The following is a 20,224-nucleotide window of genomic DNA, read 5'->3' on the forward strand; positions in this document are numbered from 1 at the left end:
GCCGGCTGCTTACGGCTGCAAGGTTTTGCCGTCCACTGGATCGCCGATTTTCAGGAAATGCCCGCCCGCCACATGGTGCAAGGTGCGCAACGCGTCGTGCCCTTCGAAGTGCCAGCGTCCCTCACTGAACACTCGCTCGTCTGCCTGAGCGGCAATCACTTCGGCCAGGAACAGATCGTACTGCTGGTGATTGCCGGGCTCCGGCAGCAGTCGGCATTCCAGCCAGGCGACGCAGCCTTCGAGCATCGGTGCATCGATCAATTCAGCGCTGAAGGTGGACAAGCCATAGACCTGGAACTTGTCCCGGCCCTGGTCCCGGGTCAACTCCAGGCCGGACGTCGAACCCACGGTCTGGACGATATCGGCCTGGGCGGCGCAGGGAACATTGAGCACAAACGTGCCCGAAGCCTCCAGCAATTGCCGGGTCCAGGTGGACTTGTCCAGCACCACGGCAATTTTCGGCGGCTCGAAATCCAGCGGCATGGCCCAGGCCGCCGCCATGATGTTGCGCTGGCCGTCATGGGCCGCGCTGACCAACACGGTCGGGCCGTGATTGAGCAGACGATAAGCCTTGGCCAAGGGAACCGGACGGCGGTGAGAAACGCTCATGATGGCGACTCCTGGGGAAAACGCCGATTGTAGCGATTTACGCCGCGATGGCAGGCATCAAGTCGCCAACTGATTGGCAAACTGGCCGACCGCGTTCACCACTTTCTGTGCGCCGTCCTGAATCTCGACAATCACCGTCCCCGCCTCTGCCGCCAGCGCCAGCCCTTGTTCAGCCTGGAGTTTGCCCTCGGTCATCAGCGCCACGGCGTTGCGTGCCATGTCCTGGTTCTGACGCACTACGCCGACAATCTCATCGGTTGCCTGGCTGGTGCGCGAAGCCAATTGCCGGACCTCATCCGCCACTACCGCAAACCCCCGCCCCTGTTCCCCGGCCCGAGCCGCTTCGATGGCGGCGTTGAGCGCCAGCAGGTTGGTCTGTTCGGCAATCCCGCTAATGGTTTTGACGATGGTGCCGATCACCAGCGACTGCTCGTTCAGCGCTTCGATGCCTTCGCCGGCGGTCTGCATGTGCTTGGCAAGGTCACGCATCACGTTGACCGCCTGAGTCACCACGGAGTTACCGCGCTGCGCGCTGCTGTCGGTTTGCTGCGAGGTGCTGTAGGCAATGTTGGCCGCTTCGGCGACGGCTTGCTCCTGATTGACCTGATCGGTAATCACCGTGGCGAACTTCACCACTTTGTAGAGCTTGTTGTTGGCGTCGACCACCGGGTTATAGGAAGCCTCCAGCCAGACCACGCGACCGTGGCTGTCGATGCGTTTGAAACGCCCGGCGACGAACTCGCCTGCATTCAAGCGGCGCCAGAAGTCCTGATACCCGGCGCTGTTGTATTCCTCGGGTTCGCAGAAAGTGCGGTGATGTTTGCCCTTGATCTGCGCCAGGCTGTAACCCATGCCGCTGAGGAACCGGTCGTTGGCCGCCAGCACGTTGCCATTGAGGTCAAACTCGATCACCGCCGTGGAGCGCACGAGGGCGCCAATCAGGTTCTCATGCTCACGAGATGCCTCGATGGTGCGGGTCAGGTCACTGGAGTAAATCGAGAAGTGTTTGATCTGGCCATCCGCGGACCGAACCGGCTGCACGATCGAACGCAGCCAGGCTTCCTGGCCATTGCCGCGCAATAAACGGACCGTGCCTGCGAAGTGCTCGCCACGGGTCAGCGCGGTCTTGAAGCGGCGGTGGAATTCGTCCGACTTCACATGGGCCGGGACGATGTCTTCGATGTGTCGCCCTATCAGGTCGCTGCTTTTGTAGAGCATCTCACCGATGAAGTTCTGGTTGACCGATTGAATCCGCCCATCGGCATCGAGGGTCAGGACCAGCATCTCGCTTTCCAGACTTTCCTTCACTTGCTGAAGGCTGGAGAGTTCTTCGCGAAGAGCCGACAGCTCCTGCTTCAAGCGTTTGTTGAACATGGGGGATACACCGATGGACAGGGATAAAAAGCGGCATGCAGCCTAGCCATCGGCCTTGGGGATATTTTCTGAAGAGTGTTTCAGGGTTGTCCTACAAAAATAGTTGCGGTGCGCCCACCTGATCAGCTGACACGGTTTAGCCGTGCCATCACGTCTTCCATCTTCGGCCGCCGCGCGGCCCATTCCTGTCGAGTAATACCCAGCATCACCACATCGACTCTGACGTTGTCCTTGATGATGTTCTGCCGTCGCACGCCCTCAACGGAAAAGCCGAACTTCTGGTGCAGCCTGATCACCGCCGGGTTGCTCTGCAACACCTCACAGTTGAGCTTTTCCAGACCTGCCACACCAAACGCGTGGTCCAGAAGCCAGAACTCCAACCGACTGCCCAGCCCTTGTCCTTGCAGATCACTGTCGAGATAAAAAGCCCAGTCAGCCGTTTTGTGCAACGTGCTGATCGCGTTCAGCGACACCACGCCACGGGCTGCGCTGTCGAGCATGAGTACGAACACGGATTGACGCGGATTGTCCGTTAACGAGCCGAGCCAGGCCGTGTGCTCGGCCTCGGATATCTCATGATCGGTGTACATGTATTGGCGAACATCAGGCTGATTGCGCAAATCCCGCACACGCGACTGAACCTGACAGGACACTTCAAGGATGGGTACCAATTGCACTTGTGCTGCTCCTTTGCATTGTGTTGCTCCTGTACATCGCAGGAACCCGCTGACAGTCACTAAACGCAGGGAGCCACGCTGCGGCTCCCGACGCTGGGCAAGCGCGCGCCGAAATATGCTGCGCTGCTGACCCCTACAGCCCCCATCACCGCGCAGAAGATCACGCAGATCCATGGGCTCCACGGCATCAGACCGATCAGCAACAACGGTGTGATACTCGCCCAGACGGCGTAGGCAATGTTGTAGGTGAAGGAAATCCCCGAGACACGAATCCGCGCCGGGAACAGGCTGACCATCACCGACGGCACCGCGCCGACCACCCCGCAACCAAGACCGGCCACCGCATACGCCAGACCGATCCAGTTGCCACCAATGATCAGGCAGGTATAGAGCACGCCGATGCCCAATGGCAGCAGCAGGCTATAGAGCATCACCGTACGCCAGGCGCCAATGCGGTCGACCAGCAGCCCGGCGAGTACGCAGCCAATATTCAGAAAGACAATGCCCAAGGCACTCAGGGCGAAGGTGTGGCTAGCGGTCATACCGAAGGTTTTCTGCATCATGGTCGGGGTGATCACCACGAACACCACCACTGCCGAGGTCAGTACGCAGGTGAGGATCATCGCCGGCAGCATGGCCAGGCGATGCTCACGCAATACCGTGCGCAGCGGCAGTTCGACGGCCGCATCACGTTGAGCCTGCATGGCCATGAACACTGGGGTTTCGCTGAGCCAGCGGCGTAGCCAGACGCCGATTACGCCGAACACGCCGCCCAGCAGGAACGGGTAACGCCAGGCGTAATCAAGGATTTCTGCCGGGGTGAACGCCTGTGCCAGAAACGTCGCCGTCAGTGCACCGATCAGGTAACCAAATGTCAACCCGGCCTGCAGGAAACCGAGGGCATAACCGCGATGCCCGGCCGGTGCATGCTCGGCGACGAATACCCAGGCGCTCGGCACCTCACCGCCCACCGCCGCGCCCTGGAGGATTCGCAAGGCCAACAGCAGCAGGGGGGCGAAATAACCGATTTGGGCGTAGGTCGGCATGATGCCGATCAGCAGGCACGGCAGCGCCATCATCAGGATGCTCAGGCTGAAGACCTTCTTGCGCCCCAATTTGTCGGCGAAATGCGCCATCAGAATCCCGCCCAACGGCCGCGCCAGATAACCAGTGGCGAAGATCCCGAAGCTTTGCAGCAGTCGCAGCCACTCGGGCATTTCCGGCGGGAAGAACAGCTGGCTGAGGGTCAGGGCAAAAAATACGAAAATGATGAAATCGTAGATTTCCAGCGCGCCGCCAAGAGCCGCAAGGCCGAGGGTCTTGTAATCCGAGCGGGTGAACGGCGCCGGGCGCGAGTGGGTGTTGGCGGTCATGAAAAGCACTCTGGCATAGGCAAAAAACCAAGGCGCCCATGGTCTACGCAAACGCGCCAGCGGACAACCCGTTAGACCAAAGTCCTAGACGCGTAAAACTTCGTCACAAAATAGTACCGATTGTTTTACTGTTGGCACCTGTCTGGACGGGCCTTTGCGGCCCCAAAGACCACAACAAACATAAAAATTCGAGGTACACCCGTGGCCGCTGATATCGAAGATACCCGCTCTGCCCGCTTTGCCCTGCGCTGCTCAAGCTTTGCCGAACGCTGGTTCCCCGACTCCTGGGTGTTTGCCGCGCTGGCAGTGATTATCGTCGCCGTGGCCACCCTGTTCATGGGCGCCAAACCCACCGACGCCGCCATGGCCTTCGGTGACGGCTTCTGGAGCCTGATCCCGTTCACCATGCAGATGGCTTTCGTGGTGATCGGCGGTTATGTCGTCGCCAGCTCGCCACCGGCAGTGAAGTTGATCGACCGGCTGGCGCGGATTCCGAAAAACGGCCGCTCGGCCGTGGCCTGGGTTGCGTTGATCTCCATGGTCGCTTCGCTGCTGAACTGGGGGCTGTCGCTGGTGTTTGGCGGTTTGCTGGTGCGCGCCCTCGCCCGCCGTACCGATCTGAAAATGGACTACCGTGCCGCCGGTGCTGCCGCCTATCTGGGTCTCGGCGCGGTGTGGGCCTTGGGCCTGTCCTCGTCCGCCGCGCAATTACAGGCCAACCCGGCCAGCCTGCCGCCATCGATTCTGTCGATCACCGGGGTGATTCCTTTCACGCAAACGATCTTTCTCTGGCAGTCCGGCGTGATGTTGCTGGCGCTGATCGTGATCTCGCTGATCATTGCCTACGCCACTGCACCCGGCCCGAACTCGGCCCGTGATGCCAAAGCCTGCGGCATCGATCCGAGCTTTAACCTGCCGCCGTTGCAACCGCGCACCCGACCCGGCGAATGGCTGGAGCACAGCCCGCTGCTGACGATTTTGCTGGTGCTGCTGGCGGCCGGATGGCTGTTCCACGAGTTCTCGACCAAACCGGCGATCAGTGCGATTTCCGGGCTGAACACCTACAACTTCCTGTTCATCATGCTCGGAGCCCTGCTGCACTGGCGCCCGCGCAGCTTCCTTGACGCGGTGTCCCGCGCGGTACCGACCACCACGGGCGTACTGATTCAGTTCCCACTGTACGGCTCGATTGCCGCGCTGATGACCACCGTCAAAGGGACTGACGCTCAGACGCTGGCTCACCACATCTCGACCTTTTTCGTACAAATCGCGTCCCACGACACCTACGCGCTGCTGATGGGCGTGTACTCGGCGATCCTCGGTTTCTTCATCCCGTCCGGTGGCGGCAAATGGATCATCGAAGCGCCGTACGTTATGCAAGTGGCCACCGACCTGAACTACCACCTGGGCTGGGCCGTGCAGATCTACAACGCCGCCGAAGCCCTGCCGAACCTGATCAACCCGTTCTACATGCTGCCGCTGCTGGGTGTGCTCGGGTTGAAGGCGCGGGACTTGATCGGGTTTTCGTTCGTGCAACTGCTGGTGCACACGCCGCTGGTACTGTTTCTGCTGTGGGCGCTGGGGACGACGCTGACGTATACGGCACCGGTCATGCCGTAACACGTATGTGATTGCACCTGCTGCGGGCAGGTGCAATCAGTTCACCCTGCTTGAGCATGAAACAAACGCCTAGATTTATCCTACAAACAGGCTCGATTGCGCCTGACATGAAACCCGGAGAGTTCTTATCTCCAACCTATAAATCGCTGAGTAAACTGCGACAGCTCACAAACTTTTTAAAGCAAGACAGCACTGACCAAGGATGAACAAGCACATGTCTTTAATATCGAAAACGCTGGAAGAGATGATTAACGAGATTTACCAGGACGGTAGGGTTTCAGTCGTTGAATATAAAAAGCTGCGTGATGACGCGGATCGCCGTATGGACGCTGTCGTCCGCGAGTTCGGCCAGCACAACAATTTGACCGCCCTTCAAAAAGCGATGGATGTAGTCATGCAATTAACGCAAACGTCCATCATTGATGCCAAAAAAGCCAAACTGACCGATACAGGAGAGGCCATCGTCAAGGATGCCGTATTTGCACAGGTCGAGTACTTGCGCGCCGGTACTCATCTGGCACTAAAGCTGTTGTAACGCTTCAACCTCCGTCCGGCCCATAGACATTAAGCCCGGGCCGGACTCCATAACCGAGAGTTCCTGGCATACACACCGCAGGCTCTACGCAAAAAAACTACACGCAAACACTATTCTGTGTAACGCCGCTGATCCAGTATGGCGCGTACCCAATCAACGGGATCACGCTGAAAAGGATCTGAGCATGTTCAAATTCGCAGGACTCACCCTCGCGGCCCTCACCCTGAGTGCCGCCGCCCATGCCGATACCGACCTGAAGCTGGGCAGTACCGAACGCGTCACCCGCCTGTTCGCTTACCCCAATAACTGCAACGTGATCTGCTTTCGCAACTGGACGCTGGAGCAAACGGTCGAGCATTACCTGTCCCAGAGCGTGCAACGCGATGGTTACAGCGCGGCGAAGGTACGGGTCAAAACCGATAACAATCAGCTCTACGCCGAAATCAGCGGCGTACCCCGTGGCTATGAGAAACCGTTGGCGGCATTGCTCGATGCCGGTGATCTGGCCTACACCGGCGCCAGCAAGCTGAATGCCGACGGCAAGTGGGCTTACAGCTGGTATCTGTTCCTGCCACTGGGCATGGCCCTGGAGAACCGCAAAAGCGTTGAACTGTTGCACTTCCCACCCGACTATTCGTTGACCCAGGCTCAGGATTACCTGCGATCCGCCACCACCGATCGCTGGGCCACACTGCTGACTGACAACGGAATTCCGGCCGACCAGACGCCGGGCTACCAGACCATCATCGACATTGCACCGATTGCCGCACCGTCCAACGCTGGCAAGGATCTGGAAGGCGTCTACGACTACTTCAAGGACTACCAGACCACCATGGTCAAGCAACTCAGCCAGAACGCCAGTGGTGCGGCGTTGCCGATGGTCGCCTTCGGCGCGCCAGTGCGTAACTGGATCAAGCAGCAATACGGGCCGACCGTGAACGTGCTGGGCCTGGTCAGCATCAGTCCGAGCGACGGAGTGAAAGTGCCAGTGCTGGGTTCCAATCACCCAAGCTACATTTGGTACGCCGCCGACCCGGAAAGCTATACCGGCAACGATGCCCAGGCCAAGGCCGACGCGGCGGGCCTTAAAGTCATGGGCCAGGATTTGAGTGCCGCGTGCTGGCAGGCCGCCATGGGCCGCCAACCGGACAGTAATCCCGACATTGAACTGAGAAGCTGCACCCAAACCTGGCAAGTGGCCCAGGCAGAAAAAACCTGCGAGCTGTTCTACACCTCAATTCGCAACCTGACGCCCGAAAAAGCCGTGGCCAAGTGCGCGACGGCACCGATCAAATCTCAGCTCAAACAGCTGAAAGCCCCGGTACCCGCGACCGCGATCCCTGCCCCGGCCCTGTAAAACGATGAACGGCGGGTCTACTGTCAATTATGACAGTAGACCCGCCGTTTCATTTGCGAGAGGCTTGAACCGTACCCATGTGCTGCAGAGCTGACAGGATCGTCAGCTGATGGAGGTCGCAGCACCCAGCCAACAAGGATCGTTATGAAAACCCACGCCCTGCACGAGACGCTTGCACAACCTCCCGATGGGATTTATCCATTTGCGGAGCTGCCCGTTCGACTTGGATTCCCCTCCAGGGCCGACTTCGAGATTATCGACAACACCAACGGATCGGCGGCAGCCGTCGCCGCACTTCGGGACTTCCCTCGTATCAGCCGAATTTGTCGGGCTTCGGGGCATCTGCTGCCTTATCGGTGTCGGCATACCCGGCAACTGGCCCGTGGCATCCATGTCTACGACCCGCGCTTCTGCGGGCTGCTGCGACACTCCTGCGACCCAAACGTATTTCTCGACATGAGCGAGCTGTGGTTGTGGGCGCTGAAGGACATCAATAAAGGCGACCGACTGACGATGGACTACGCCACCACCGAAGACAAACTCATGCGTCAGTTCGCCTGCCAGTGTGGCTCGTTCGACTGCCGTGGCTGGATCACCGGCTACGATGAATCGCCGAACGCCGACGGCCAGTTGTTTCTGCAGCACTGGCGTCGGCGAAGTCTATGCTGAAGGGCGTTACAACGCCTCGACCGGACGCAGACGGTATTGCGGCGGCAATTGCTCGAAACCGCTGATGGTGGCGTTCAGGCTTTTCCAGCGACCGTCCTTGATGCCATAGATGCAGCCATGAACAGACAGGCTCTGCCCGCGGTGCCAGGCGTTTTGCACAATGCTGGTGTGCCCGACGTTGGCCACTTGCTGGATCACGTTGTATTCGCAGAGGCGGTCGACCCGCTCTTCTTCAGTGGGCAATTTGGCGAGCTCTTCGCGTTTTTCATAATAGAGATCGCGAATCGAGCGCAGCCAGCCGTCGATCAGGCCCAGCTGACGGTCCTGCATTGAGGCGCGGACGCCGCCGCAGCCATAGTGGCCGGTAACGAGGATGTGTTTGACCTTCAGCACGTCGACCGCGTACTGAATCACCGACAGGCAGTTGAGGTCGGTGTGCAGGACTACGTTGGCCACATTACGGTGTACAAACAGATCGCCGGGCAGCATGCCGACGATCTCGTTCGCCGGCACCCGGGCGTCGGAGCAACCGATCCACAGGTATTCCGGGGTTTGCTGACGGGCCAACTTGGCGAAGAAATCAGGATCTTCTTTGGTGATCGCGTCAGCCCAGCGCTCGTTGTTATCAATCAGATCTTGTAATTCGTTCATGCAATGAAGCCTCGAGAATGATGCGCTTCTATGACAGACAACCATCTGTCGAGGTCACGCGCCAGATGCAGATACCCGGTTTTCCATGCCGGAGGAATTCTCAGCAGCCCAGGGGGTCCACCCTAGTAAGGCCTACAGTATGAGGAATTGCCATGACTGATTCACGACGTCCGTTCGATGCGACTCAACCCGAGCCCATCGATGACAACGAAGACCGCATGGGCTCGATGCATGAGCTGGATTTTGACGAGGAAACACCCAGCGGTAAAATCGGCGACGAGCTGCCGCAAACGGAACGTGAACGCCTGATGCCTCGGGAACGCGTACGTGAAGCCGGCATGACCGGGGCCTCGACCGATGACCATGAGTCCACCGACGACGACATGAGCCCGGAAACCCTGATCCATGAAGACGGCGCACGGGACGGCCACGAAGCGGGCGAAGGTGGCCAGGCCGATTGGGATTTGAGCATTGTCGATGAAGACGACATCGGCGGGGGCAATGGGCTGGATGAAGAGGAACTGGCGCGGCGGGATCCGATGGACGGTAATCGTTGATCTAAAGGCCTGACCTGATTCCAGTGTAGGAGCTGCCGAAGGCTGCGATCTTTTGATCCTGCGATGGTGCGCTGCTTATAAAAGATCAAAAGATCGCAGCCTTCGGCAGCTCCTACAGGTATTTCAGTCGACCAGGGTGCAGGCCATTACAACGGCATCTTCACGCCCACCCACCGCTGGGTAGTAATCGCGCCGCCGACCAATCTCGTTAAACCCATAACGCTCATACAACTTGAACGCGCCACGGTTGCTGTCGCGCACTTCAAGGAAACACTCGCGCGCCTTGGCGTCATATGCCCGGGACATCAAATGCTCCAGCAACGTCAAACCCAGGCCACGGCCCTGGTTCTCCGGTTTGACGGTAATGTTCAGCAGATGCGCTTCATCAAGGATGATCTGCACCACCCCGTGGCCGACCTGCTGCTGGCCTTCAAACATCAGCCATATCTGATATTTACCCAGCCCATCGAGAAAAATCCCGCGAGTCCAGGGATGGCTATAAGCCGCGTATTCGATTTTCAGTACAGCGTCCAGGTCCGCCTCGGTCATCAGGCGGAACGATACAGCGTCACTCATTCGATTCTTTCCAGCGCGCCATCAGCCGACGCATGGCTTGCCAGACATCAGCCTTACGCTGTGGCTCTTCCATTAATAATTCCAGACCCGGCAGGGCCCAGACCGAGCCCAGGCCTTCGACCTGGAGTTCACGGTTGAAGGATTCGGCGTTCGCCTCACCGGCGAAACGCACCGCCGGCAGGCCGATCAGCCACACGCAAACGCACGGTGCGTCTTCCAGACGGGCCGAGAGAAAACCTTGCACAAAGTCGCGAGCGGCTTCAGGGCCTTGATCCATGGTGCCCCGAGACAACAGCGGCCAGCGCACCGGCTCGCCAATGATCTGCGGAGCGTCAGGCAGACCGGCGGCGCGCAGCATGTCTTTGAGCAATAGATAGGCAGGGTCGCGGGTCTGGAACGATTCGCCTGTGGGTAACTCCACCAACAGCAGGCAACGACCGGCGCGCAGCAATTGCAGGGAAAAACGCGGTGGCGGCACTTGCACAGCCTTGGCGACGACCGGCGCGGCCTCTTCCTCAACCTTGGCATTCGTGCGCGTGCTGGCCAGCGATGGCCGTGGCACCTCGATTTTCACCCGTTCGGCCGGTTTGACCAGTGGTTCCACGGGCGAATCAGCCTCAGGCGCGGGCGCAACCGGAGCAACCGGCGCGACGACCAACGGCTCGGGCATCTCCAGCAACTCAGGGCGCGAGGGCGCAGCAAAGGGCAATTCGGTGCGCGGCAGCCAGTTGACCACCTGCATGGCGGTCAAATAAGCGCGACGACGGGACTCGATAAGCAAAGGTCGGCCACTTGTGGATAACTAAAGTGCGGTGATTCTACCGCCCTTCGCTCAAGATCGCCCACGCTTGATCGATAGAAAGCCAACTGTCCGTCCCGAGAGTGAATCGCAACGGGCGTGATGCAGTACAATCGCGACTTTTAATCGCCAACCAGCCGGCCATTCCGATGATCGAACCCAAGCGCGTCTTGCGCGCCCTCGCTGAACACTGGGCACTTCTGGAGCCACTGTGCGAGCACTTCGACCAAGGCACCTTGAGCCTCAACGAATTGCGTTCACAGTTGGCCGCCCAGCAACTCGACAGTACGCCGCAGGACATCACCAGCCTGCTGGACGTGTGGATCCGCCTCGACATTCTGGTTCCCGTGGCGAAAAGCCCGAACCGTTTCGAGCTCAATGCGCAGATCCACGACTTCCTCGCCTACCTGCGCCGTGAGCACCGTCTGGGCCTGTGCCTGGAGATCGAAGCCTATTTGCGCCACCTCGAACGCCTGGCCGGTTATATCCAGGACGCCTTCGACATCCGCGACGGCCACGACCTGGCGCGCCAGTTGCGCCTGCTCGATATGCGCGTACGGGACGTATTGAAGAAACTCGCCAACGACGAACAGGCCTTGGTGGCCGTCGCCGAGCGCGCCAAAACCAGCGACCGGCAGATTCCACTGCGTCAGCGTTACGCTGAAGTGCTGGCGACCTGGGACGAATACGTAGAGCCAATGATTCAGCTGGTGAACGCCGACGGCGCCTTCGAACAAGGCGTGCGCAAGGTCGAGAACGTGCTGCTGAAAATGCTTACCGAGCAGCAGCGCCTCGGCCATCTGGTCGACGACGACATGCTGCTGCGCACCCACGCGCGCATCCTCGAAATGCAGACCAGCGCCCAGCTGACGCTGCGCCATGCCCGCGAACTGCTGTTGCCGCTGCGTGAAGAAGCCCGTCGTCACAACGCCGTGACCCGTGGCGCTGCGCTGGCCCTGTCGGCCATTCGTCGCAAAGGCATCGATGCGGTGCCACAAGCGGCGATGCCGATGTTCACCCGGCCGCAAAGCACCTTCCTCGGCAGTGCCAGTCAGGTCGAAGCCTACGTTTACGCGTTGGCCCGTTTCGAGCCGAAACCGGCGCGCTTCCCCAAAGCCCACAAAACGCAGAAAGGCGAAGCCCCGCGCGCGCCACGCACGGTTCGGGAAATGCTCGAACGTTGCGAAGACGCCCTGCCGATGCCGGACCTGATGACCTGGCTGCTGGAGCAGGAACCGGACGGCGCTACCGACGAATTGCTTTATTGGTTCTCGCGCCTGTCGCGGGAAAAGCGTTTCACACGCGAGCGTCTGGAACGCCGCGACTACCACACTCACGAGCACCAGGTCAGCCTGCGCTCCTTCGCCCTGCTCTCGGCCCGCGACGCCGCCGAGGATTCTGCGAGCACCCTCTATGCAAGTACTCCACATGCAACTTGATCTAAACGAACTGTCCCAGCTGGCGCCGATCTTTCGCGAGCTGTTCAAGGGCTACCACGTCAGCCGCCGCGACCCGGAGCTGTACGCGCAACTGTCGAACTTCCAGGACCAGTACCGCACGCTGTTCAAGGCGTTGGGCTTTGAACTGGTCTGCGACACCCGTGGTTTCTACTACTTCGTCCCGGACCTCGCTGCTGCGGCGGTGAACAAGACCGCGCAACGTCTGGCGCTGTTCACCTTCATCCTCGTCGAGCATCTGGCCGATCAGGGCCGTGACCCGGTCGCCGTACTCGACGGTGGCAGCCTCGGCCGCGACGAGTTGCCATCGCTGCTGGAGAAATACCGCGACCTGTTTATCCAGGCCGAAGTGCAGACCGTCGAAGAACTCGAAGAAAAAATCATGCGCCGCATGACCCAACTCGGTTTCGCCGGCGAAGAAAACGGCATCTACCGTTTCCTGCCGCCGATGCACCGCTTCCTCGATGTCTGCCTGTCGGTCCAGCAAGACCGTGATCTGGCCGCCAGCCTGCACAGCGTCTTGCCGCTGCCGGTTCCGGTGCTGATCGACGACGACAGCGACGAAAAGCTTTTGGAAACCGATGACCCGCTCGATCTCAGCGACTTCGCTGAAGAAAGCGAAGAAGACGCCATGGCCCGCGCCATTGCCGAAGAACAGGAGACCGACGCATGAGCAAGGAACGCTACGGCATTCGCCGCTTTGCCCTTTTGAACACCGCCGGGTATAGCCTCGGCCTGTTCCCGCTGGAAGAACCGCTGTCGGTTTACGGCGCGAACAACCTCGGTAAATCCGCCTCGATTAACGCCTTGCAGTTCCCGATCCTGGCGCGCATGTCGGACATGAGTTTCGGCAAGTACAGCCTGGAACAATCCCGTCGTTTCTACTTCGCCTCGGACACCAGTTACATCCTGGTCGAAGTCTCGCTGCCTCACGGTCCACATGTGATTGGTGTGGTCGGTCGCGGCCCGGGCGGTGGTTTCGGTCACCAGTTCTTTGCCTACGCCGGCAAACTGGATCTGGCCCATTACCAGAAAAACGACACCTGCCTGCGGCAGAAAGAATTGTTCACCAACCTTGAGCGTGAAGGCCTGAAAGCCTACGAACTCAAGCCGGATGAACTGCGTCGTTTGCTGGTGGGCGGTCACACGTCGATTCCGCTGGACCTGACGCTGATCCCGCTGCGTTCCACCAGCGAGCAGAGCCTGAAGACCTTCCGCGCACTGTTCATCAACCTGCTGCACATGCGCGAAATCACCGCAGCCAAGCTCAAGCAATTGTTCCTCGATGCCTTCGAACACAGCCTGCGCTCCGGTAGCGTCGACTACATCGCCGCGTGCGAAGAAGCGTTCCGCGATGTACGACGCATGGAGCAGGACTACAACTCGCTGGTCACTGCCGGCCCATTGGTCGAAGCCCTTGCGGCAGGCGTGACTCAGCGCAATATCCTGCGCGGCAAACTGCACCGGATCTCGCCGCTGCTCGATTCCCTGCTCGGCACCTGGTCGGACTACGCCAGTGCGCGCAAGGAAGAGCTGACGATTCAGGCCGAGCACTACCGCAACGAACAGGACGCGCTGCAAAACGATCAGCGTGGCGGCACTCAAGAGCTGATGCGTCTGGAGCGGGAAATCACTGGCATCCAGCGCTGGCTCGGCGAATTGTCGGTGCTCAAGCATCGCTTCGCGTTGGTCAATGACGTCAAAGTCCTTGAGCAACAACTGCTCGCAGCCAAGGACGCGCACGATGAACTGGCCGGTGCGCTGGCGCAGTCGCGGCAGTTCAGCGCCGAAGATCTGGAAGAGCGTCTGCGGGATCTGGAAAAACGCCTGAAGTCGGTGAAGCAGCAACTCGATCACGCCGACAACAACAGCTACGCCCGTCTGCGCGAGGAATTCTCGCAACAGGATGTCGAGCGCCTGATGCGTTTGTTCAACAGCGCATTGTTCAGCCTGCCGCTGGGTGAACACGGCATTACGCTGGACGAGGACGGTCAGTGGGTCAAATCCATGGAACTGATTCTCGACGGCTTCAAGGGTGAGCGCTTCGAAGTGCCGGGCCTGTCCATCGACATCTCGCACATCGAGCCGCCGGCCCTGCAAGCCCTGGCTGACCGCGCGGCATTGCGCGATCAGAAAGAGCGTCTGGACAAAGAACTCAAGCAACTGAAAACCCAACAAGCCGTGGCCGCCGACCGCGCCGCGAGCAAGACCCAGACCGAAGCGCTGTACCAGCAAGTGCTGGATGCGCAGAAAGCGCTGGAAGATTTCCGCCGCGCGCAAACCCTGAGCGCCGAGGAAGGCGACAAGCTGGAACAACTGGCGCAGATGGAAGCGGCGCAGGACGAGTTGAAGCGCTCCAGCGACGCTTTCACTGAACGCGTCCAGCAACTGTCGGCCAAGCTGCAACTGGTCGGCCGGCAGATCGGCGACATGGAAGCCAAGCAACGCACCCTCGACGACGCCCTGCGTCGCCGTCAGCTGTTGCCCGCAGACCTGCCGTTCGGTACGCCGTTCATGGACCCGATCGACGATTCCATGGACAACCTGCTGCCGCTGCTCAATGACTATCAGGACAGCTGGCAGGGTTTGCAGCGCAGCGACGGTCAGATCGAGGCGCTGTATGCGCAGGTGCGCCTCAAGGGTGTGGCCAAGTTCGACAGCGAAGACGACATGGAGCGTCGCCTGCAACTGCTGATCAACGCGTACGCACACCGCACCGACGAAGCCCTGACCCTTGGCAAGGCGCGTCGTGCGGCCGTTACCGACATCGCCCGGACCCTGCGCAACATCCGCAGCGACTACGACAGCCTTGAGCATCAACTGGCGCTGTTCAACCGCGAGATCAACAAACGTCAGGTCTCCAACCTGCAAAGCTTCCGCATTGTGCTGGCACCGAACAAGGAAGCGCTCAAGCACATCGACCAGATCATCCACAGCGCCGGTCAGTACGAAGAAGGTGAAACCCTCTCCGTGTTCGACCTGAGCCAAAGCGCCGATCAGGACAACAAGAACGAAGAAGCCAAGGAATACCTGGCGCGTCTGGTGGCGGCGAACCACAACCAGCTCGGCCTCAAGGACTTGTTCGAGTTGGCGTTCGAGATCACCAAGGTCAACGGCCAGCCGGTGATTCACACCGACATCGACGGCGCGGCGTCCAACGGCACCACCATGACCATCAAGGCGCTGACCAACATGTACTTGTTGCTGCACTTGATGGACCGTGACCAGGCCGGTCGCGTGCGCCTGCCGTACTACCTCGACGAGGCAGCGGACATCGACGAGAAGAACCAGGCAGCGTTGCTGGAAACCAGTCTGCAACTGGGCTTCGTACCGATCCTGGCGAGTGTGAAGCCGCAGGTCTGCGCCAGTGTCGCCATCGACCTGGAAGGTGGCAGCGGGCCGAACGGGATCTACATCGACGAGGCGGACTGGAAGTACATCCGTCGTCACGACGAAGTGAAGGCTGCCGTTACCGTTGCCGCAGATGAACCGGAGCTGGATGCGGTCTGATCTGCGTTAATCGACAGCCATAAAAAAGGCCGCGACCCAATGGATCGCGGCCTTTTTCATGGGTGCCTTTCAGTGAATTTGAGGGCCTCTTCGCGAGCAGGCTCGCTCCCACATTGGATAAGTGCCAGACACACATTCTGCGTTCACAGCACATCCCTGTGGGAGCGAGCCTGCTCGCGAAAGCGCCATCACAGACACCCAAATAATTTCCCGCTATTTACCGATTGAGATCTTCGGCGCCCAGGTCAGCCATTCGTCTTCAAACTTATCGAACAGCGGGAACGTTTGCTCAGCTCGCGCCGGACTGCCCATGCGCTCGCCCTCCGGCGTGGCGAAAGCGATGCCGCCCTGAATCAGCGTCTCAAGCGATTCGGTTCGCATCGTCGCACCTTTGAACAAGCCGTAATCAAAGCCAAAACCACTGGAGTTCCAGAAACGCGTGCCGCTGCGCACCAACGGTGCGTACTTCGGCTCGATCAGGATGTGCACCAACACACGATCCGCCGTCTGGCCGAGTTCATAGCCTGTCACCTTGCCCACGGTGATTTCGCGATAGGTGACCGGCACACCTGTTTTCAGCGAACCACGGCGGGCAGCGCTCAACACCAGACTCAAACCGGCTTCTTGTTTAGCGGTTTCCGGCGGATTGGTCAGGGCCACGAAGTTTTTCTGCGGGCCGAGGTTTTTCGCGGCCGGTTGCACTTCGATGTATTGACCAGTGACCAGCGTTTCGAGGTTGGACGTCTTGATCAGACCCAGTTCAGGTTTGACGACCCAGAATTGACTGCCGACCCGAGCGATACGCTCCGGCACTTCTGTGATTCGTGCAGTCAGCAGCACCGATTGCAGGTCATCGCTGAGGTCGACGTCTTCAATCTTGCCGACATCCAGGCCTTTGAATCGAATCGGCGTGCCGCTGCGCAAGCCATCGGCGCGATCAACCCTGATCGTTACCACGGCACCTTTTTGCGTCGCGTCATCATGACTGGCGAACAAACGGAAACGCGGAATCCGCTTCTGCAACGGAGCCTTGGCTTCCGGGGTTTCGAAGGCAATGCCGCCGGCCATCAGGCTTTGTAGCGACTCACTTTTGACCTGGATTCCTCCCGTCAGTCCACCCGTGAGCGTAATGCCGCTGGCATTCCAGAACCGTGTCGAGGCGTTGACCAGACCTTCGTATTCCTTCTCGATGTGAACACCAATCACCAACTGCTTTTTGGTGCGTGAGAACTGATAGCTCTGGACCGAACCAACCTTGACCTGTTTGTAGAGAATCGGGCTGCCGACCTCCAGTGAACCGAGGTTTTCAGTGAACAGCACCAGGTGCAATCCTGGCGCACGCAAGTCGAGCGGCGGTGCCTTCGGCCGTGCGACAAACTCGCGCTGCGGTGCGGCGCCTTTGTCTCCCGGACGCACGGCGATGTAGTTACCTTTGACCAACGCTTCGAGCCCGGTGATACCGGCAAGCGAGATCGACGGCTTGACCACCCAGAACTGGGTGCCTTCGACCAGGTAATCTTCAGCCAGAGGATCGAGGGTCAATTCGGCGGTGGCACTGGATAGATCTGGATCGATCTTGAGCGCTTTCAGATTGCCGACCTGGATGCCTTTGTACATAACCGGTGTGCGACCCGCCTGCATTCCTTCGAAGTCGCTGAGCTTGACCTTGACCCGAATACCGGCGGCGGCTGCATCGAAATCTTCGTAGAGACGAAACGGCAGACTCGGGTCGGTGGGTGGGCTGTCCTTGCGGTTCTCCGGCGTGGCGAACGCGATACCGCCAGCGACGATGCTGGCCAGGGACTCGCTGCGCACTTTCACACCCGACAGGTTGGCGTCGATGCTGATGCCGCTGGCGTTCCAGAAACGCGTGTGTTTGCGCACCAGTTTGGCGTAGGTGGGCTCGATGAAAACTTTCAGTTCGACGGTGCTTTGGTCTTCTGACAGCAGATAACTTTTGATCTGGCCGACCTTGATCTGCTTATAGAACACCGGGCTACCGCGATTGAGTGAACCGAGACGATCTGCCTTGATGGTCAGGTGTAGACCGGGCTGGGCGTCCGACAGCGGCGGCTCTTCGGCCAAGGCTTTGAACTTGCGAGTCGGCTCACCCTCGCCCGGGCTTATCGCCACGTAATTACCCGAGACCAGCGTCTCCAGGCCCGTGATGCCGGCCAGCGTCACGCTCGGCTTGACCAGCCAGAAACGGGTGCTGGTTCGCAGGTATGGCTCCACGTCCTTATTCATCTCGACGGTGGCGATCACGCCTTTAGAGTTGCCTTCATCATCGAGCTTGAGGGTCTTCACCTTACCCACCGACATGCCTTTGTAGACGACTTCGGTCTTGTTGGCCTGAATGCCTTCACCACTTTCGAAACGCACCTGAATTTCGATGCCGGTCTCGTTGTAGGCACGCCAGCCAAGCCAGCCGCCGATGATCAGGGCGATCAGGGGCAGTACCCAGATAGCAGACCAGTTCGAGGCCGGTCGGGTTTTCGCTGTAGGCAAATCAGTCATGGTCGTCGTCCGACTCCGTGTTATCCCAAATCAGTCGGGGATCGAAAGTTACTGCGGCAAGCATTGTCAGAATCACCACACTGGCGAAAGCGATGGCGCCAAGATTGGCTTCGACGCTGGCAAGCCGTCCAAAATTCACAACCGCCACCAGGATGGCGATCACAAAAATATCGAGCATTGACCAGCGGCCAATGAACTCAATAAAGCGGTACATCCAAATGCGTTGGCGAGCCGACAGTGGCTGGCGGCGCTGCACAGAAAACAGCAGCAGTCCGATGCCCACCAATTTGAACGTTGGTACCAGAATACTGGCGATAAAAACCACGGCGGCGATTGGAATCATGCCGTGTTGAACCAGTTGGATCACACCGGACATGATCGTGCTGGGATCGCCCTGCCCCAGTGAACTGACGGTCATGATCGGCAACACGTTGGCCGGGATGTAGAGAACCGCGGCGGTCACCAGCAGCGCCCAGGTACGCATCACACTGTTCGGACGACGGGCGTGAACCAGCGCACCGCAACGGGTGCAGACCTGCTCATCGGTGTCGGCTTCCTGCTTGTTCAATTCATGGCATTCGGCGCAAATCAGAATGCCTGCATCAATCGCTCGCATGGGCATCTTCTCCTGATAAAGCCTGCCAGATCTGATGGGGCGACATCACAACCTCCAACCAGACCTGGACCAACAACAAACCGATAAAGCACGCCAAACCAAGACCGACGTTAATTGCTGCCATATCTGCCAGTTTGACGATCGCCACCAGTACGCCCATGAGGTAGACCTCGAGCATCCCCCAATCGCGTAAATGGTGATAAATGCGGTAGAGCAACAAGCCGTAACTGCGTCCGATATCAAAACGAATACTCAGCAGCACAACCAGTTGGCAAAGCAACTTGAGCAGCGGGATTCCCATGCTGCAGAGAAACACCACGACTGCTACACCCTGCATTCCGGTATCGAACAGGCCAACAACGCCAGTCCAGACAGTGTCATCCGACGACTGCCCGAGTAGATGGAGCTGCATGATGGGTAAAAAGTTCGCCGGGATATACAACAACAGTGCGGCGAGAACCAACGCGAGACTGCGCTGTACGACGTTATGGCGATGGGCGTAGAGCTCGTAGCCGCAACGCGGACAGAGGGCTTTCTCGCCATGGGCGAGTTCGGGCTTGCGCATCAGCAAGTCGCACTCATGACACGCTACCAAGTCGTCCAGCGGTAATTCTGACAGCCCTGGGGCGTCAACCGGATCTGGCATAAAGGCTCTGGCTCCGAAAAAGTTGGACCTATTCTAGTGTCATGGATCGAAAATAACTGTGCAAATTTGTGCTTTAACTGAAAGCCACTTTCCTGCGGACAAAACAAAACCCCTACCTGCATACGCAGATAGGGGTTTCGGAATTTAATCTTGACGATGACCTACTCTCACATGGGGAAACCCCACACTACCATCGGCGATGCATCGTTTCACTGCTGAGTTCGGGATGGGATCAGGTGGTTCCAATGCTCTATGGTCGTCAAGAAATTCGGTAGCCAGGTCGTGGGCCTTTTCAGGTTCACGCTCCAGCGAATGGGTATGCGATAGATTTGTGTGTTTCGTTTCGAATTTTCGACTTATGTCGTCTTCACACACCGCAATCCGGTGCCTTTTCAGGTCAGCAAATTGCTTGGGTGTTATATGGTCAAGCCTCACGGGCAATTAGTATTGGTTAGCTCAACGCCTCACAGCGCTTACACACCCAACCTATCAACGTCGTAGTCTTCGACGGCCCTTCAGGGGACTCAAGGTCCCAGTGAGATCTCATCTTGAGGCTAGTTTCCCGCTTAGATGCTTTCAGCGGTTATCTATTCCGAACATAGCTACCCGGCAATGCCACTGGCGTGACAACCGGAACACCAGAGGTTCGTCCACTCCGGTCCTCTCGTACTAGGAGCAGCC

At 59.0% G+C, this 20,224-nt stretch carries 18 protein-coding genes, 2 rRNA genes and 1 pseudogene; 8 read left to right on the top strand and 13 right to left on the bottom strand.

What is annotated here, in order from left to right; translation table 11 throughout:
* Positions 1-9: 9 nt before the first annotated feature.
* The 5 genes and pseudogenes from EAH74_RS09915 to EAH74_RS09930 all read right to left on the bottom strand — a co-directional run bounded on the left by EAH74_RS09915 (position 10) and on the right by EAH74_RS09930 (position 4,033).
* Positions 10-609, bottom strand: coding sequence for a flavin reductase family protein (locus EAH74_RS09915; protein WP_140677925.1), 600 nt, complete (start codon positions 607-609; stop codon positions 10-12).
* 57 nt (positions 610-666) lie between these two features.
* The gene (locus tag EAH74_RS33805) at positions 667-1,275 is read right to left on the bottom strand and encodes a methyl-accepting chemotaxis protein (RefSeq protein ID WP_240050489.1); all 609 of its coding nucleotides are present in this window, start codon (positions 1,273-1,275) and stop codon (positions 667-669) included.
* Positions 1,255-1,983 (bottom strand): annotated as a pseudogene (locus EAH74_RS33810) (PAS domain-containing protein); the annotation flags it as partial. The pseudogene EAH74_RS33810 and the gene EAH74_RS33805, both read right to left, overlap by 21 nt.
* 122 nt (positions 1,984-2,105) lie before the next feature.
* On the bottom strand, positions 2,106-2,660 hold the full coding sequence (gene pseH, locus EAH74_RS09925) for a UDP-4-amino-4,6-dideoxy-N-acetyl-beta-L-altrosamine N-acetyltransferase (protein ID WP_140677928.1): 555 nt from the start codon (positions 2,658-2,660) through the stop codon (positions 2,106-2,108).
* A 59-nt stretch (positions 2,661-2,719) separates the two neighbouring features.
* Entirely contained in the window at positions 2,720-4,033 is a 1,314-nt protein-coding gene (locus EAH74_RS09930) for an MFS transporter (RefSeq protein ID WP_140677930.1), read from the bottom strand.
* A gap of 201 nt (positions 4,034-4,234) precedes the next feature.
* Between EAH74_RS09930 and EAH74_RS09935 the strand changes: the two genes are divergently transcribed.
* From EAH74_RS09935 to EAH74_RS09950, 4 genes are all read left to right on the top strand, one after another.
* Positions 4,235-5,653, top strand: coding sequence for a short-chain fatty acid transporter (locus tag EAH74_RS09935; protein WP_033061219.1), 1,419 nt, complete (start codon positions 4,235-4,237; stop codon positions 5,651-5,653).
* 214 nt (positions 5,654-5,867) lie between these two features.
* Positions 5,868-6,188, top strand: coding sequence for a hypothetical protein (locus EAH74_RS09940; RefSeq protein ID WP_008153466.1), 321 nt, complete (start codon positions 5,868-5,870; stop codon positions 6,186-6,188).
* A gap of 184 nt (positions 6,189-6,372) precedes the next feature.
* Complete coding sequence (locus tag EAH74_RS09945) at positions 6,373-7,545, top strand: hypothetical protein (RefSeq protein WP_140677932.1); 1,173 nt, start codon at positions 6,373-6,375, stop codon at positions 7,543-7,545.
* Between the two features lie 144 nt (positions 7,546-7,689).
* Positions 7,690-8,214, top strand: a complete 525-nt coding sequence (locus EAH74_RS09950; RefSeq protein ID WP_140677934.1) for an SET domain-containing protein-lysine N-methyltransferase — start codon at positions 7,690-7,692, stop codon at positions 8,212-8,214.
* Between the two features lie 6 nt (positions 8,215-8,220).
* On the opposite strand, the gene can is transcribed toward EAH74_RS09950, so the two are convergent.
* The gene (can, locus tag EAH74_RS09955; protein WP_008145531.1) at positions 8,221-8,865 is read right to left on the bottom strand and encodes a carbonate dehydratase; all 645 of its coding nucleotides are present in this window, start codon (positions 8,863-8,865) and stop codon (positions 8,221-8,223) included.
* Between the two features lie 152 nt (positions 8,866-9,017).
* Here can and EAH74_RS09960 point away from each other — a divergent pair, with 152 nt between their 5' ends.
* Entirely contained in the window at positions 9,018-9,422 is a 405-nt protein-coding gene (locus EAH74_RS09960) for a serine kinase/phosphatase (protein ID WP_140677935.1), read from the top strand.
* 123 nt (positions 9,423-9,545) lie between these two features.
* Here the strand turns inward: EAH74_RS09960 and rimI are convergent, their stop codons facing one another.
* Together rimI and EAH74_RS09970 are read right to left on the bottom strand one after the other, a co-directional pair.
* Positions 9,546-9,998 carry a ribosomal protein S18-alanine N-acetyltransferase gene (rimI, locus tag EAH74_RS09965; RefSeq protein WP_140677936.1) on the bottom strand — a complete coding sequence of 151 codons (453 nt, stop codon included), beginning with the start codon at positions 9,996-9,998 and terminating at the stop codon, positions 9,546-9,548.
* Positions 9,991-10,740 (bottom strand): energy transducer TonB, encoded by a 750-nt coding sequence (locus EAH74_RS09970; protein ID WP_140677964.1) that lies wholly within the window; start codon positions 10,738-10,740, stop codon positions 9,991-9,993. The genes rimI and EAH74_RS09970 overlap by 8 nt, the downstream gene beginning before the upstream one ends.
* A 206-nt stretch (positions 10,741-10,946) precedes the next feature.
* Between EAH74_RS09970 and mksB the strand changes: the two genes are divergently transcribed.
* From mksB to mksF, 3 genes are read left to right on the top strand one after another with little or no spacing between them, the layout of a single operon-like run.
* The gene (mksB, locus tag EAH74_RS09975; protein WP_161990823.1) at positions 10,947-12,236 is read left to right on the top strand and encodes an Mks condensin complex protein MksB; all 1,290 of its coding nucleotides are present in this window, start codon (positions 10,947-10,949) and stop codon (positions 12,234-12,236) included.
* Positions 12,226-12,927, top strand: a complete 702-nt coding sequence (gene mksE, locus EAH74_RS09980; protein WP_140677938.1) for an Mks condensin complex protein MksE — start codon at positions 12,226-12,228, stop codon at positions 12,925-12,927. The genes mksB and mksE overlap by 11 nt, the downstream gene beginning before the upstream one ends.
* Positions 12,924-15,764, top strand: a complete 2,841-nt coding sequence (mksF, locus tag EAH74_RS09985; RefSeq protein WP_140677940.1) for an Mks condensin complex protein MksF — start codon at positions 12,924-12,926, stop codon at positions 15,762-15,764. Before mksE ends, mksF begins: the two co-directional genes overlap by 4 nt.
* Before the next feature lie 213 nt (positions 15,765-15,977).
* Here mksF and EAH74_RS09990 read toward each other — a convergent pair whose 3' ends face one another.
* The 5 genes from EAH74_RS09990 to EAH74_RS10010 all read right to left on the bottom strand — a co-directional run.
* On the bottom strand, positions 15,978-18,281 hold the full coding sequence (locus tag EAH74_RS09990; RefSeq protein ID WP_140677942.1) for an intermembrane transport protein PqiB: 2,304 nt from the start codon (positions 18,279-18,281) through the stop codon (positions 15,978-15,980).
* Positions 18,274-18,897, bottom strand: a complete 624-nt coding sequence (locus tag EAH74_RS09995) for a paraquat-inducible protein A (RefSeq protein WP_123365609.1) — start codon at positions 18,895-18,897, stop codon at positions 18,274-18,276. The genes EAH74_RS09990 and EAH74_RS09995 overlap by 8 nt, the downstream gene beginning before the upstream one ends.
* Complete coding sequence (locus EAH74_RS10000; protein ID WP_140677944.1) at positions 18,884-19,543, bottom strand: paraquat-inducible protein A; 660 nt, start codon at positions 19,541-19,543, stop codon at positions 18,884-18,886. Before EAH74_RS10000 ends, EAH74_RS09995 begins: the two co-directional genes overlap by 14 nt.
* A 148-nt stretch (positions 19,544-19,691) precedes the next feature.
* Positions 19,692-19,807: ribosomal RNA gene (gene rrf / locus EAH74_RS10005) — 5S ribosomal RNA — on the bottom strand.
* A gap of 156 nt (positions 19,808-19,963) precedes the next feature.
* Positions 19,964-20,224, bottom strand: a 23S ribosomal RNA gene (locus EAH74_RS10010); the annotation flags it as partial.

It is taken from the genome of Pseudomonas mandelii, from assembly GCF_006438925.1.
GTDB lineage: Bacteria > Pseudomonadota > Gammaproteobacteria > Pseudomonadales > Pseudomonadaceae > Aquipseudomonas > Aquipseudomonas mandelii_C.

Bases quoted from the DNA above. Each gene is read 5' to 3' on its own strand.
- mksB (WP_161990823.1), top strand. From the start codon at position 10,947: ATGATCGAACCCAAGCGCGTCTTGCGCGCCCTCGCTGAACACTGGGCA.
- rimI (WP_140677936.1), bottom strand. From the start codon at position 9,998: ATGAGTGACGCTGTATCGTTCCGCCTGATGACCGAGGCGGACCTGGAC.
- EAH74_RS09960 (WP_140677935.1), top strand. From the start codon at position 9,018: ATGACTGATTCACGACGTCCGTTCGATGCGACTCAACCCGAGCCCATC.
- EAH74_RS10000 (WP_140677944.1), bottom strand. From the start codon at position 19,543: ATGCCAGATCCGGTTGACGCCCCAGGGCTGTCAGAATTACCGCTGGAC.
- EAH74_RS09990 (WP_140677942.1), bottom strand. From the start codon at position 18,281: ATGACTGATTTGCCTACAGCGAAAACCCGACCGGCCTCGAACTGGTCT.
- EAH74_RS09950 (WP_140677934.1), top strand. From the start codon at position 7,690: ATGAAAACCCACGCCCTGCACGAGACGCTTGCACAACCTCCCGATGGG.
- can (WP_008145531.1), bottom strand. From the start codon at position 8,865: ATGAACGAATTACAAGATCTGATTGATAACAACGAGCGCTGGGCTGAC.
- EAH74_RS09995 (WP_123365609.1), bottom strand. From the start codon at position 18,897: ATGCGAGCGATTGATGCAGGCATTCTGATTTGCGCCGAATGCCATGAA.
- EAH74_RS09915 (WP_140677925.1), bottom strand. From the start codon at position 609: ATGAGCGTTTCTCACCGCCGTCCGGTTCCCTTGGCCAAGGCTTATCGT.
- EAH74_RS09940 (WP_008153466.1), top strand. From the start codon at position 5,868: ATGTCTTTAATATCGAAAACGCTGGAAGAGATGATTAACGAGATTTAC.
- EAH74_RS09945 (WP_140677932.1), top strand. From the start codon at position 6,373: ATGTTCAAATTCGCAGGACTCACCCTCGCGGCCCTCACCCTGAGTGCC.
- EAH74_RS09930 (WP_140677930.1), bottom strand. From the start codon at position 4,033: ATGACCGCCAACACCCACTCGCGCCCGGCGCCGTTCACCCGCTCGGAT.
- mksE (WP_140677938.1), top strand. From the start codon at position 12,226: ATGCAACTTGATCTAAACGAACTGTCCCAGCTGGCGCCGATCTTTCGC.
- EAH74_RS09970 (WP_140677964.1), bottom strand. From the start codon at position 10,740: ATGCAGGTGGTCAACTGGCTGCCGCGCACCGAATTGCCCTTTGCTGCG.
- mksF (WP_140677940.1), top strand. From the start codon at position 12,924: ATGAGCAAGGAACGCTACGGCATTCGCCGCTTTGCCCTTTTGAACACC.